This is a genomic window from Liquorilactobacillus sicerae (assembly GCF_029916425.1).
Lineage (GTDB): Bacteria > Bacillota > Bacilli > Lactobacillales > Lactobacillaceae > Liquorilactobacillus > Liquorilactobacillus sicerae.
The window spans coordinates 1-13,965 of the sequence record NZ_JAHAVQ010000005.1; the positions used below are offsets into that span (position 1 = coordinate 1).

Sequence of the window (13,965 nt, forward strand, 5' to 3'; positions counted from 1 at the left end):
TTAAATTATCATTATTACATCAAAAAAGCCATCCATTCCGCAGAACAGATAGCTTAATAATCCAGCTATACCAATTTAAATTGCAATTTAGGCAATTTTATTTATCAGTACTACTTGAAAAAGAACCACTATTCTTATCTTAAAACTATTTTAATTGACCGTTGATGATCGATACGAATTAATAACTTTTTCTTTGGAGTTCCAGAAAAAGACCTTAACAACACCATCAATTTTACTTTTGGGAACAAAACCATAATAGCGGCTATCGTTTGAATCTTTTCGATTATCGCCTAAAACAAAATATTCATTTTGCGGTACTTTGAAACTTTTTCCAGTCCCTAAAGTAACACCTTTGGCTTCACTTAACTGAGTTGATAAATGCAAGGTTCCCGAGGTTCTTTGTTTTTTAGTAATGTAACCCTGCGGCATCTTTTTACCATTAACATATAACTGACCATCATTACGATACTCAATCGTATCACCAGGCATACCGATGACTCTTTTAACATATTTCGTATTTTTTTGAATTGTTGGATTGTTGTGATCAATACCATATGCGTTAAAAACGACAACACTGTTGTGCTTGATTTTAGCAGGTTTTAAAAGCATTACCCGTTCATTGTTTTGCAAATTAGGATACATTGAAGTTCCATCTACTTTAACAAATCCAAACAAAAACTGCTTAACGACTAACGCAATCAATAGACCAACTATGACCGGTATTATCCAACTCATTATATTTTTAAAAGTTTGCAACCTTATCCCTCATTTTTTCATCATTTATTATATTATAACTTGAAAACTCTGCTTTTTAACGAATCTTCTGAACTTTCTCAGTTAAATTACTTTTCTTGGCATCAATTTTCTTTAAACTAATGAGATAAGTTGCAAATAGGCCACAAAATATTCCTTCATATAACAAAAACCAACCATTTTTCACATAAATAAATGGCATTAACATTGTTATCACATTTAAGCAGACTTTTATAAAAAATGGTCGCTGGTAAAAAAGAATTAAATTGCTGATCAGTGCAAGTACTCCAAAAGCAACTATTGCAATTGCTAAGAAAATAATTATGATAAAAATATCTGAACTATTGGCAATTTTTTCGGCTTGTTTTTCAGGAAACCCTTGATGAACATACAAGTTCACCATTATTCTAAAATAAGTGTCGTTTAAAACATATAATAATCCTGCTGCTCCAACGGCAATATTAAAGAAACGATTCACTAACTTCAACTCCCCTTTATTGAACTTTCGTGGTTGGTTCAACCGAATTATCGAAAGCTCAGATATTTACTAGAGAAATTATATACTAACTAAAAATAGAATAGTAACACTTATGCTTAAACTTTAAAAAAACTTCAGTAAAGCAATTAAATTATTAATTATCGGCCTCCATATGATAAATATTAAGTAAATATTGATGACTTAAAAGCTGTTCTTGACAATTATCATTGTCTTTTAAATTAATTTCATAAATATTGGTTGCTTTCGAGTTCAAGGTCGGCAAAATACGTCGCCAATCGATTCGCCCTTGACCAAGTGGTAAACTGTCATGTTTCAATCCCATTGAATCAACCAAATGGTAGTGGACAATAGAAGACTTCAAATTTTGCAATGAATCGATCAACTGTTCATTATTTCCCTGTAATTTTATAAAGCAATGACTAGTATCAAATGCCAGTCGATAATGATGATCAATAATTTCTTGTTCTTCGGCTTGCCCACCAAAATAAAAAATTGGTGAAATTGAATTTTCAAACATGATATGTTGTTGACCTAATTGGGCAAAATAATCTAATTTTTGAAAGACCTTTTCTCTAGCAATTGCCAAAGAGGGATATAAGTCAATCATTTTTTGGGTATGACGCAAATAAGAGCCATGAACTAAGGTTTGAACATTCAGATCAAATGAAAGCTGTAATAAATCATTTGTGCTTTTGTCAATAAATTTTACCAAATCAGGAAAAACCGTTTGTGGTGCAACTAGTTCGGTAAATTCTCCTTGATAACGCATTGGATGATGTAAAACAATCTTGGAAGTCGCAACTGCTTGAACTAACTGAATTGCCTCTTTTAGTCGCTTCAAGCCAGACTGGGTAAAATCATTTTCAGCTGTAAAAAATTCAAAGACTTCCGGTTTATATTGCAAACGATCATTTAGCTGATTAGGGATCGTTCCGCCCTTTAAACCAAGTTGCGGCCTTTTTATTTGCAAAGACACTTCTCTCACCTGCTTGATTAATTTAAATTCAAATAAAAACTGAGACGTTATAAAGCCTCAGTTTAATGATCCTGTTAATTATAATTTATCAATATCTTCCATCCAAGCTAAAGCAATTGCTTTTTCGCCAAGGTGGGTCCCAATCACTGGGCCAAAATAGCTAATATCAACTGGATATGCTGGATACTTTTCAGTTAATTTTTCCTGCCACTGGATAGCAGCCGGTTCATCATTGGCATGAATAACAATCAATCTTAAAGGATAATCAATTGTTTGCCGCTCGTTTTCGAATAACTCTTCAGCACGTTTAATAGCTTTTTTCATTGAGCGAACCTTTTCAAAGGCAACAATCTTATGTGAATGACGGTCAAAAGTTAATAATGGCTTAATTTTAAGTACACTTCCAATAAAAGCTGAAGCATTTGAAAGACGCCCGCCACGGACTAAGTTTTGTAAATCATCAACGATAAAAACTTCATTGGTCGTAGCACGTAATTGCTCAAGTTTTTTGATGACCGTATCTGGATCTAATCCTTGTTTAACCATTTTGGTAGCTGCTAAAACCAAATTTCCCATCACCATGACTGTGATTTGTGAATCAAAAGGAATTAACCGAGTATTTTTGACTTCTGCAGCGACTGTCTGCAGAGTTTGGACAAAACCAGAAATAGTACTTGCTAAATGAATACTAATAACAGCTTCATAGCCTTCATCACCTAATTTTTCATAAAAATTAATCAGCTCACCAATTGAAGGTTGGGAAGTACTCGGAAAAGATGAGGAAGCCTTTAACTTTTTGTAAAACTCATCACTAGTAATGTCGATACCTTCCTGATAAACTTGATTGTCAATAATTACAGGAATTGGAATAACCTTAATGTCATTTTCTTCAACCTGTTGTTTAGTTAAATATGCCGTACTGTCAGTGACAACAGCAATCTTCATAAATTTACACCCACTTTTACTAATACTGAATAAGCATAACATAAAAACAAAAATTCAACCACTTAGCGCCACCTTGGCTGGTTCAGTCTAATCGTTCTAAACTATGCGATAAACGATTTAACAAAATTTGCAACATATCTTGTTCTTCAACTGACCAATGACGAAAAAGCTGATCTGCAAACATCTTTAACTCAGTTTGCAGCTGTTGAACTGCACTTTCTCCTTTTTCAGTACTAACATAATTGATTTTTTTGCGCCCACCATGACTTTTGCCAGCTGTTAAATGGTCAATAAACTTTTTAGCTGAAAGCCTTGAAAGTTGACGACTCAGCGTTGATACATTTAATTGTGTTAGTTCTGCTAACTTTTCCTGAGTTTGATTACCATTGATTATTTTGATCAGCAACTGCCATTCGGCGATCGTCAGACCATAATTATGAACTATTTTCTTTAAAGCATCATAATACTGCTTTTGAATAACTAATAAGCTATCTAAACATGACCGCATAGAATCTCCCCATTTCAAGAAAACTGCTCTGTAGTGAAAAATGCATTATGCAAAATACATATTCATTATGAAATAAAAATTGAAGAATATCAATAGTTATGATTAATTTTGCGCTTTCAAACGATAAAATGTAAAATAAATGTTAGAACAAAAAATGAAAGAGGGTTGGCAAAGTAATGCCTTTTGATGGCCTTTTTACCCATGCAATGGTGAGTGAACTAAAGCAACATATTCTGCATGGTCGAATTACTAAGATTTCACAACCATATCCGAACGAAGTAATTATAACTTTGCGAGCTCAGCGACATAATTATCCACTTTTACTGTCAGCTCATCCAAATTACGCTCGCGTTCAAATTACCAAGATTCCTTATGATAACCCACCAGTTCCAACTAATTTTACTATGAAGTTGCGGAAATATCTTGATGGTGCGGTGTTATTGAATATTAGTCAGTTGGAAAATGATCGGGTAATCAATTTTGATTTAACGGCTCGCAATGAGCTCGGTGATGCCTTTGCACTGCGCCTTAGTGTTGAAATTATGGGGCGCCACAGCAATGTAATTTTGATTGATCCTCAGCAAAACAAAATTCTTGACGCCATTAAGCATATCGGACCCAGTCAAAATCGTTACCGGATGCTACTTCCGGGAGCTGAATATCTTGCTCCACCGCAACAAGACAAAAGCAATCCGTTTATTGAAGCAAGCAAAAATGGCCAATACCTAACTTTAGTCGCTAACTATCCTAATCGGGATGTTTTAGCCAAACAGTTGCAAATCACTTACCAAGGTTTTGGTCGTGAACACGCACTCTATTTTGCTGATCAGCTACATCAAGCTCAAAGCAACGCTGAACTCCAACAGATTTGGCAAAATTGCTTGCAGCAAGTCAATTGTCCAACGCCCGTCATTGTTAAAGATTCAAAAATTTTCTTTTCTTGCTTTGCTTATTCACCAAAATATGTAATTAAACAAATGTCTTCATTAAGTGAATTATTAGATGAATTTTATCAACAAAAAGCGACCCATGACCGGGTACATCAACTGGGCGGTCAGTTGATTGACGTAATTAAAAATCATTTGCATAAAGATCGCAAAAAAGCCAAGAAGTTAGCACAAGCTTTGCAGACTAGTCAGCAAGCTGACCAATATCGAATAAAAGGAGAAATCCTCACAACTTATCTTAATCAAGTTAAACGTGGCGAACAACAAATTGAATTACCAAATTATTATGATCAGCTAAAACCCTTGCAGATTCAATTAGCACCTAGCCTGTCTCCCGCTAAAAATGCTCAAAAGTACTTTAAAAAATATCAAAAACTAAAAAGCTCAGTTGCTTATGTGTCCAAACAATTAGACTTAACTAACGAGGAAATTGATTATCTGGAAGGAATTCAAACGCAAATTGAGTTAGCAAAGCCACAAGATCTGCCAGGAATTAAAACTGAACTGCAGGAACAGGGATATTTAAAACTACCGAAAAAAGAAAAAAAGCAGAAAAATCACCAATCGAAAAGTCAGCCAGAAAAGTTTTATGCATCTGACCAAACGCAGATCTTGGTTGGGAAAAATAATTTGCAAAATGACCAATTAACCTTAAAAACAGCCGCAAAATCTGACATTTGGCTGCATGCTAAAAATGTCCCTGGCTCACATGTGATCATTCACGCTTCTCAGCCTAGTCAAACCACTTTGCTTGAAGCAGCCAATTTGGCAGCCTATTTTTCAAAATCACGTGGATCAGCTACTGTCCCCGTTGATTATGTGATGGTAAAAAAAATTCGCAAACCAAACGGAGCGCGACCAGGCTTTGTAATTTATGAAGGACAAAAAACTTTATTTGTAACTCCTGATAAAGGATTAGTTGAAAAACTGCGAGAATTGAATAAGGATAATTAAAATAAGTTTTTTTGCATAATAAAATAAAAGATTGCTAGCTGAATTAACCAAATTTTCAACTAGCAATCTTTTTATTTAGTGATTGTCCTCTTGCTGCAGATCAATTAAATCAACATACGCAATTTTCCCTTGTGTTTCAGTGTCAACGACAAATGAACCATTTGAATAACGATCAGCTAATGAATGAGCAGCTAAGTTTAATTGGACTTTCTCATTTTGATCAGTCGTTATCAACCAAGCCTGATTTAAAGCGGCAACTGCTGCGAATTTTATCCGATGCGGATTTCGCTTTAATTCACGTAAGATTTGCACTCCGCGCCGTGCTCTGGAAGTTTCAGGGATTTCACTGACCTTCATGCGTTTAAAAGCTCCACGCTGAGTCAAAAGACCGATTGCTTGATCTTGAGTGACTAGCAAAACTGCGGCTAGGCAATCATCACGCAAATCCATTGCCTTAACTCCAGCAGCTTTAGCACCATTGATTGGTACCTCGGTTAATGGATAACGCAAACCATAACCCCTTTGTGAGCAGCAAAGAACTTCGAGAGCTGGTATTTTTTTAGCTGGTACATAATCAACCGTTATTAAACGATCATCCTGACCTTTTAACTTGATGGCAGTCATTGCCCGACTGCGATAAGTTCGTCCAGGTTTTAAATCCGTCAGACTAGTCAACTTAACTGCACCATTCGAAGTGGCCAATAAAAAGTAACCGGCAGTTTGCAAATTTTTAAATACCACTGCCTGCAAAATATTTTCGTTATTTGCCAAGCCAACTGTTTGTGACAAATGTTGACCCGTATCCTTCCATTTGGCATCAGGAATTTCATGAATCGGCCGATAAATCAGATTTCCATGATCGGTAAAAATCATTAAGTGATCAAGTGTATTGACCTTTTGTTGGAAAATAATTTGATCTTCTGCCTTCACCCCATTTTCTTGATCGCCAGATGCTGCAAATGAACGCAAAGAACTACGCTTCAGATAACCATCATGGCTGACTAAGACCATCACATCTTCGGCAGCCACCATCACTTCCGTATCGATTTGTAATTTTTCCACTTCTTCTTCAATCTTGGTTTTGCGCGTGGTTGCATATTCATGATCAATCGCTGTCAATTCTTTAATGATAACTTGATCGAGCTCATGCGGATCATGCAAGATTAATTGATAAGCCGTTATTTTTTGTTTCAAATCCGCGGCTTCTTGCTGCAAAGCGGTAACATCCGTATTGGTCAAGCGATATAATTGCAGCGAGACAATTGCTTCAGCCTGAGCAATTGTAAAACCATACTGGCTGACTAAATTGTCTTTGGCATCTTGTTTGTTTTGACTACTGCGGATCGTCTTGATTACTTGATCAAGAATTGACAAAGCCTTAATCAAACCAGCCACAATATGTGCTCGCTCTTGAGCTTTTTTTAAATCAAATTCTGTCCGGCGCGTGACCACTTGCTGTTGATGTTTTAAATAAGCACTTAAAATTTGTTTTAAACCGACTTGCTCAGGACGCTTATCATTAATGGCCACCATATTAAAGTTATAGGAAATTTGCAAGTCGGTATTTTTCAACAAATAATTCAAAATCCCTTGCGAATTTGCATTACGCTTAAGCTCGATTGCAATCCTTAATCCTTGACGGTCACTTTCATCACGAACTTCAGCAATTCCTTCAACTTTTTTGGTTAGTCGAACTTCATCGATTCGTTTAACTAGTTGCGCTTTATTAACTTCATACGGAATCTCCGTCACAATAATTTGTGAACGTCCACCTTTAAGATTCTCAAATTTCGTTTGAGCCCGGACAATAACTCTTCCACGACCAGTTCGGTACGCCTTAATGATCTCATCTTTTCCCTGCACAATTCCACCAGTTGGAAAATCTGGCCCCTTAACAAACTTCATTAAGTCGCGTAATTCAGCCGTTGGATGATTTAACAGATAGATCACGGCTTGAATTGTTTCATGCAAATTATGCGGCGGAATTTCAGTTGCGTAACCAGCCGAAATTCCAGTTGCACCATTAACTAGTAAATTAGGAAAACGAGCCGGTAAAACAGTTGGCTCTTCCTCAGTATCATCGAAATTCGGTACAAAATCGACTGTTTTTTTCTGGATATCACGCAACATTTCGGCAGCAATTTTACTCAAACGCGCCTCAGTATAACGCATGGCTGCTGGTGGATCGCCATCCATTGAGCCGTTATTGCCATGCATCTCAATCAGTGGCTCTCGTAGTTTCCAATTTTGACTTAAACGAACCATTGCTTCATAAATTGAACTATCACCATGGGGATGAAAGTTACCCATGACATTCCCGACTGATTTGGCTGATTTTCGGAAGACTTTATCGTAAGTATTGCCATCCTGATTCATAGCATACAAAATTCGGCGCTGAACCGGTTTTAAGCCATCACGAATATCTGGTAAAGCCCTTTCTTGAATAATGTATTTTGAATATCGACCGAAACGTTCTCCCATTACCGCTTCCAAAGAGAGTTCTTGAATCTTGCTTTCATCGGCTGCCATTAAGCTTGACCTCCTTGTTCTTGATCTTCATTTGGAATTCCATGTGCTCCTTCAACAACAGCATTGTCCAATAAACTGCCATCTTCTTCAAGAGTAAATTTAACATTTTCTTCGATCCAGCGTCTGCGTGGGGCCACTTTATCGCCCATTAATGTTGTGACTCGTTTTTCCGCAAGTGTGCCATCATCGATTCGAACTCTGACTAAGGTACGCGTAGTTGGATTCATCGTAGTTTCCCACAACTGGTCAGCATTCATTTCGCCGAGGCCCTTAAAGCGTTGCAAAGTATATCCTTGTTTTAGATCCTTTATTGCGTAATGCAATTCTTCATCAGTCCAAGCATATTTGATTAGAGTCTGCTTTTTTGCTTTCCGTTGAATTTTATATAACGGCGGCAACGCAATGTAGACCCGGCCGGCATCAATTAAAGGCCGCATATACTTGAAGAAAAAGGTCAACAGTAAAATTTGAATATGTGCTCCATCAGTATCCGCATCAGTCATGATAATGATTTTATCATAGTTAGCATCTTGCAAGTCAAAATCTGTCCCTACTCCGGCACCAATTGTATAAATCATCGTGCTGATTTCTTCGTTTTTTAAAATATCTGGCAATTTGGCTTTCTCGGTGTTTAAAACTTTTCCGCGTAATGGTAATATTGCCTGAAATTTGCGGTCTCGACCTTGCTTAGCAGATCCACCGGCTGAATCACCCTCGACCAAAAACAATTCATTGCGCTTGGCATTTTTGGATTGAGCTGGAGTCAATTTGCCAGACAGCAGTCGTTCTTTATGATGCTTTTTTTTACCTCCACGCGTTTCATCACGTGCTTTCCGAGCTGCTTCACGAGCTTCTCTGGCCTTTAAAGCTTTACGAACTAAGTCTTGAGCAAATTCACCATTTTCCAGTAAAAAGAAGCCCAATTTTTCACTGACCACATTGTCGACGATTGAACGAGCTTCTGGAGTACCTAATTTTTCTTTAGTTTGCCCTTCAAATTGTAGCAATTTCTCTGGAATTCTAATTGAGATAACAGCTGCCAATCCTTCACGAACATCGGAGCCTTCTAAATTTTTATCCTTTTCTTTTAGCAAGCCGATTTGTCGTGCATAATCATTAAAAGCTTTGGTCCAAGCTGACTTTAAACCAGCTTCATGAGTTCCGCCATCTTTGGTCCGGACATTATTGACAAAAGACATAATGTTTTCTGAATAACCGTCATTATACTGTGCGGCAACTTCAACTTCAACCTCGTCGCGGGTACCGTCAAAATACATAATTGGACCTAGAGTGTCCTTATCTTCATTCAAATATTGCACAAATTCCTTAATACCTTCTGCGTAAAGGAATTCATCTTCTTTGTCGCTACGCTCATCAGTCAAAGTGATTTTAACGCCCTTTAGCAGGAAGGCTGACTCACGTAGACGTTCTGCCAAAATATCATATTGATAATTCGTGGTCGAAAAAATCTTAGGATCTGGTTTAAAAGTAACCGTTGTCCCATTGGCAGCCTTAGTTTTACCAAGTTTCTTCAAAGTGCCTTGGGGTTGACCACCATTGGCAAAGTTTTCTTGATATGCAACTCCCTCACGAATTGTTTTAACTTTTAACCAGCTAGATAACGCATTGACGACACTCGCCCCGACTCCATGCAAACCGCCAGCAGTTTTATAACCACCCTGGCCAAATTTTCCACCAGCATGCAAAATTGTGAAAATCACTTCAACTGTTGGAATTCCTAAAGCGTGCATACCAGTTGGTAAGCCACGCCCATGATCAACTACTGTCACACTGCCATCCTGATGTAAAATAACCTTGATTTCTTTGCCAAAACCAGCTAAGGCTTCATCAACTGCATTATCCACAATTTCGTAAACCAGGTGGTGCAATCCTTTACTGTCGGTTGAACCGATGTACATTCCTGGACGTTTTCTAACAGCCTCTAGTCCCTTTAGTACCTGGATTGAGTCATCGTTATAATTGCTATTGTCCATCGTTCAAAGTCCTTTCCAATCATTTTTAACTACAGTTTAAATTCGTTAAAAAATCGTACTAACTTATTTATCATACCTTATTAGTTCTCAGAAAGTAAAGCGCATTATATTGGACTGTCGGTTTTTAAAAATAATTTTAAGTAGGAGTCCAGCAATTTAAGTGATAGAATATAATTTGATCAGTTCAAGGGAGGTTGAAACTTGGAACTTAAAATTGCAGGAATGCTGCTGATTGGATATTTGCTGGGGTCGATTCCTTCTGGCGTTTGGATTGGCAAAATTTTTTATGGCAAAGATATTCGTCAATACGGTAGTGGCAACATGGGAACAACGAATACCTTTCGGGTTCTCGGAAAAAAAGCCGGCATCATTGTTTTACTAATGGACATGCTAAAGGGGACACTAGCCGCCTGCCAACCATATCTTTTTGATGTTCGGATCAATGTTTTGATTATCGGCTGTGCGGCAGTTATCGGACATGTCTTCCCAATTTTTGCTCGTTTTAAAGGCGGCAAAGCTGTTGCAACCAGTGCTGGCATTCTGTTAGCTTACAATCCGTTTTTCTTTTTAATTGCTTGGATCATTTTCTTGACGGCTCTTTATTTAAGCAGCATGGTCAGTATTGCTAGTATGGTTGGCATGACCTTGATCACTTTATTATCTTTTTTTGTTTTTAAAGATAACATTTTGACCATCATTGCGCTTATTTTAACGATTTTTATTTTTTACCGTCACAAAGGCAATCTTAAGCGCATACGCGAAGGCAATGAAAATATTGTTCATTTTGGCCTTTATTATCAGCATTTAAAAAAACAGCATAAACTCTGAAATTGCTACGGGTTTAACTTTTAAATTTTTCTGTTGGTGACTATTTTGCAGCCGACCAAACAAAGAAGCTGAAACAAAATGTAATTGATCCGTTTAGGCCTTGTACCTAAATGGAACTTTTCAAAATACATTGAGTTTCAGCTTTTTTAGTTAGAAAATACTAATTGTAAATTTAGCAACAAATTCTTGTTGACTTGTTAATTGATGCAAGCCTCTTTTTTGAGTAAAATCACCCGTTGCTTGCCGATCATCAGCCAAACCCCACCAAGGCTCCAGACAAACAAAAGGAGCTTTAACCGGATAAGGTGACCAAATACCAACATAATCCGTAGCTGGAAGATCAAGCAAAACTCCATGTTGATGAGCACTTGTCGTTAATTCCAGAACAGTTTTTTGCTTTAGTTGATAAATCAAAGCATCATTTTTAAAAGCTTCATGTGAAAGTTTTAGACCAGCCATCCGATCCGTTTGGGCAGCCGCTGAATCTGTGTAATTGCCGACCAGCGGGATCTTTTGATAATTTCCAACTGGTTGAAACTCAACTAAATAATCATCAAAAGTTTCATCATCAGCCAAAGGAACAGTAAAGGCAGGATGTCCACCAATTGAAAACAGCATCTTTGGCTCAGCTGGGTTTTTGACCCGATAACTGACAGTTAAATGATTGGCGGTCAGTTGATAACTGATCTGCAAGTCAAAAGCAAAAGGATACACTTCTCTGGTTACCGCTGAATCTTGCAGACTAAAAGTTAGCCGATCCGCTTGTTGATCAATGACTGTAAAGTCCAAATCTCTAGCAAAACCGTGCTGATGCAGATGATAGCTTTGACCATTTAATTGGTATTGATCATCTTTCAATCGACCAACGATTGGGAATAAAATCGGTGCATGACGCCCCCAAAATTTGGGATCCGCCTGCCAAAGATACTGTTTTTGGCTTTTTTGATCGATCAAGCTCTGCAGTTCAGCGCCATGTTGACTGAAAACAGCCTTGATTTGATTATTTTCTAAACTCAGCAAATTAATTACTTCCCTTCAAAATTACAAAATATATTGAGTCAAATCTTTATCTTTAGCAATATCACCGATTTTTTGTTCAACATAAGCTTCAGTAATCGTAATTTCACCCATTTGCATATCTGGACCCTCATACAAAACGTCTTGCAACAAACGTTCCAAAATTGTATGCAAGCGCCGAGCACCGATGTTTTCATTTTCATGATTGACTTGATAAGCGATTTCAGCAATTTTATGAATGGCTTCAATTGTAAAGGTCACTTTAATATTATCAGTGCCGATCAAGGCAATATACTGCTTAACTAACGCATTATTCGGTTCAGTCAAAATTTTAACAAAATCATCAGTAGTTAACTCGTCAAGTTCAACTCTAATTGGGAAACGTCCTTGCAATTCGGCAATCAAATCACTCGGCTTGCTGTCTTGGAAAGCGCCAGAAGCAATAAACAAAATATGATCAGTTTTTACTAAACCATACTTAGTCTGGACCTGGGAACCCTCAACAATTGGTAAAATATCACGTTGTACTCCTTCACGTGAAACTTCACCGCTGTTCTTTTTAGCTTTTGAAGTAATCTTATCAATTTCGTCAATAAAGACGATTCCACTGTTTTCTGCCCGTTTAACTGCTCGTTCAGCGACATCGGCACTGTTGATCAATTCCTCAGCAATTTGACGAGCTAAAGTTTCTCGTGCTTGGGCAACCGTCATTGTCCGTTCAACCTTCCGTTTGGGTGTTAGAGCTGCCAAAGCATCGCCAACATCAATTCCCATCTGGCCTAACAAATTACTCTGATTAGAAAAGTTGTGGTTGGTATCGTCAACTTGAATTGTCACTTCACGATTTTCCAGCAAACCTTTTTTTAGTTGATCACTGACTGATAGTCGTTGATTGCGTACATCATCAGTCACATTTTCTTCAGCATTAGAATTTTCCAAAAAGTCCAAATTGCCCGATTGAATATTCCGCAACATTTGCATAAAGTTTTGCTGTGGCTGTTCTGATTGCTTTTTTTGTGCTGGAACGAGTATTTTGATCAATTTTTTATTTGCCTGTTGGACTGCCTGACCATGGATTCGATGATATTCTGCTTCTTTTTCCATTTTATAAGCAATATTTGCCAAATCACGAATCATTGATTCCACATCACGACCAACATAGCCAACCTCCGTGAACTTGGTAGCTTCAACTTTAACAAATGGTGCCGCGACAATTTTTGCCAAGCGCCGAGCGATTTCGGTCTTACCGACACCAGTTGGGCCAATCATCAAAACATTTTTCGGCGTTACTTCTTCTTGCATGGCTTTTGGCAATTGCAAACGTCGGTAGCGATTCCTTAAAGCAACCGCAATGGCTTTCTTAGCTTTGACCTGACCAATTACATAATTGTTTAATTCTTTAACGATTTCTTTGGGGGTTTTATCGATTGGATTCATTTTCGCTATCCTTTCTTTGATTAACTATAACTCTTCACCAATAATATGATGATTGGTAAAAATATCAATGTCAGCAGCAATTCCGATCGCACTTTTAGCAATCTCTAGTGCTGACATTTCACCAGCATGATCTTTTAGTGCTTTGGCTGCCGCTAAGGCAAAATTGCCACCGGAACCAATCGCCAAAATATCATCATCAGGAGTAATGACCTCGCCACTACCTGAAACCAACAATAAATCACTTTTATCCATAACGATCAACAAAGCTTCCAACTTTTGAAGTGCTTGATCACTGCGCCATTCTTGAGCTAATTCAACAGCCGCTCGTTGCAAATTGCCGCTATATTGTTCAAGCTTTTTTTCAAAACGTTCTTCCAAGTTGAATGCATCGGCAACACTACCAGCAAAACCAACTATCACTTGATCATGATAAATGCGCCGAACTTTGCGCGCTGTTCCTTTCATGATAACCTTTTCTCCCATTGTTACCTGGCCATCACCGGCCATAGCAGTGTGTCCGTTATGCCGGACAGCACAAATCGTTGTTGCATGAAATGATATGGTTGACATCTTTTTCC

General features: G+C 37.6%; 12 protein-coding genes. 2 read left to right on the top strand and 10 right to left on the bottom strand.

The features are described from left to right. Positions 1 to 150 precede the first annotated feature (150 nt). The 5 genes from lepB to KH893_RS04435 all read right to left on the bottom strand — a co-directional run bounded on the left by lepB (position 151) and on the right by KH893_RS04435 (position 3,681). Positions 151 to 756 carry a signal peptidase I gene (gene lepB / locus KH893_RS04415; RefSeq protein WP_281164938.1) on the bottom strand — a complete coding sequence of 202 codons (606 nt, stop codon included), beginning with the start codon at positions 754 to 756 and terminating at the stop codon, positions 151 to 153. Positions 757 to 811: 55 nt separating this feature from the next. Continuing rightward, positions 812 to 1,231 carry a hypothetical protein gene (locus KH893_RS04420; RefSeq protein ID WP_281164939.1) on the bottom strand — a complete coding sequence of 140 codons (420 nt, stop codon included), beginning with the start codon at positions 1,229 to 1,231 and terminating at the stop codon, positions 812 to 814. A gap of 154 nt (positions 1,232 to 1,385) precedes the next feature. After that, entirely contained in the window at positions 1,386 to 2,228 is an 843-nt protein-coding gene (locus KH893_RS04425) for a TIM barrel protein (RefSeq protein ID WP_281164940.1), read from the bottom strand. A 78-nt stretch (positions 2,229 to 2,306) separates the two neighbouring features. Beyond that, positions 2,307 to 3,173 carry a DegV family protein gene (locus KH893_RS04430; RefSeq protein WP_281164941.1) on the bottom strand — a complete coding sequence of 289 codons (867 nt, stop codon included), beginning with the start codon at positions 3,171 to 3,173 and terminating at the stop codon, positions 2,307 to 2,309. 82 nt (positions 3,174 to 3,255) lie between these two features. After that, complete coding sequence (locus KH893_RS04435; RefSeq protein WP_281164942.1) at positions 3,256 to 3,681, bottom strand: MarR family winged helix-turn-helix transcriptional regulator; 426 nt, start codon at positions 3,679 to 3,681, stop codon at positions 3,256 to 3,258. A 176-nt stretch (positions 3,682 to 3,857) separates the two neighbouring features. Between KH893_RS04435 and KH893_RS04440 the strand changes: the two genes are divergently transcribed. Continuing rightward, positions 3,858 to 5,582, top strand: a complete 1,725-nt coding sequence (locus KH893_RS04440; RefSeq protein WP_281164943.1) for an NFACT RNA binding domain-containing protein — start codon at positions 3,858 to 3,860, stop codon at positions 5,580 to 5,582. A gap of 75 nt (positions 5,583 to 5,657) precedes the next feature. Here KH893_RS04440 and parC read toward each other — a convergent pair whose 3' ends face one another. Continuing rightward, the gene (parC, locus tag KH893_RS04445) at positions 5,658 to 8,111 is read right to left on the bottom strand and encodes a DNA topoisomerase IV subunit A (RefSeq protein ID WP_281164944.1); all 2,454 of its coding nucleotides are present in this window, start codon (positions 8,109 to 8,111) and stop codon (positions 5,658 to 5,660) included. Beyond that, complete coding sequence (gene parE, locus KH893_RS04450) at positions 8,111 to 10,105, bottom strand: DNA topoisomerase IV subunit B (protein WP_281164945.1); 1,995 nt, start codon at positions 10,103 to 10,105, stop codon at positions 8,111 to 8,113. Before parE ends, parC begins: the two co-directional genes overlap by 1 nt. A gap of 201 nt (positions 10,106 to 10,306) precedes the next feature. On the opposite strand from parE, the gene plsY reads away from it, so the two are divergent. Continuing rightward, positions 10,307 to 10,933, top strand: coding sequence for a glycerol-3-phosphate 1-O-acyltransferase PlsY (plsY, locus tag KH893_RS04455; RefSeq protein WP_281164946.1), 627 nt, complete (start codon positions 10,307 to 10,309; stop codon positions 10,931 to 10,933). A gap of 150 nt (positions 10,934 to 11,083) precedes the next feature. On the opposite strand, the gene KH893_RS04460 is transcribed toward plsY, so the two are convergent. From KH893_RS04460 to hslV, 3 genes are read right to left on the bottom strand one after another with little or no spacing between them, the layout of a single operon-like run. Beyond that, entirely contained in the window at positions 11,084 to 11,953 is an 870-nt protein-coding gene (locus KH893_RS04460) for an aldose 1-epimerase family protein (RefSeq protein ID WP_281164947.1), read from the bottom strand. A gap of 21 nt (positions 11,954 to 11,974) precedes the next feature. Continuing rightward, complete coding sequence (gene hslU / locus KH893_RS04465; RefSeq protein WP_281164948.1) at positions 11,975 to 13,387, bottom strand: ATP-dependent protease ATPase subunit HslU; 1,413 nt, start codon at positions 13,385 to 13,387, stop codon at positions 11,975 to 11,977. Positions 13,388 to 13,411: 24 nt separating this feature from the next. Beyond that, a complete protein-coding gene (gene hslV / locus KH893_RS04470) occupies positions 13,412 to 13,957 on the bottom strand; it encodes an ATP-dependent protease subunit HslV (RefSeq protein WP_281164949.1) in 546 nt (181 codons plus the stop codon). Between the last annotated feature and the right edge of the window lie 8 nt (positions 13,958 to 13,965).

Coding starts and splice junctions, on each gene's coding strand:
- KH893_RS04430 (WP_281164941.1), bottom strand. CDS start 3,173: ATGAAGATTGCTGTTGTCACTGACAGTACGGCATATTTAACTAAACAA.
- KH893_RS04435 (WP_281164942.1), bottom strand. CDS start 3,681: ATGCGGTCATGTTTAGATAGCTTATTAGTTATTCAAAAGCAGTATTAT.
- KH893_RS04440 (WP_281164943.1), top strand. CDS start 3,858: ATGCCTTTTGATGGCCTTTTTACCCATGCAATGGTGAGTGAACTAAAG.
- parC (WP_281164944.1), bottom strand. CDS start 8,111: ATGGCAGCCGATGAAAGCAAGATTCAAGAACTCTCTTTGGAAGCGGTA.
- parE (WP_281164945.1), bottom strand. CDS start 10,105: ATGGACAATAGCAATTATAACGATGACTCAATCCAGGTACTAAAGGGA.
- hslU (WP_281164948.1), bottom strand. CDS start 13,387: ATGAATCCAATCGATAAAACCCCCAAAGAAATCGTTAAAGAATTAAAC.
- hslV (WP_281164949.1), bottom strand. CDS start 13,957: ATGTCAACCATATCATTTCATGCAACAACGATTTGTGCTGTCCGGCAT.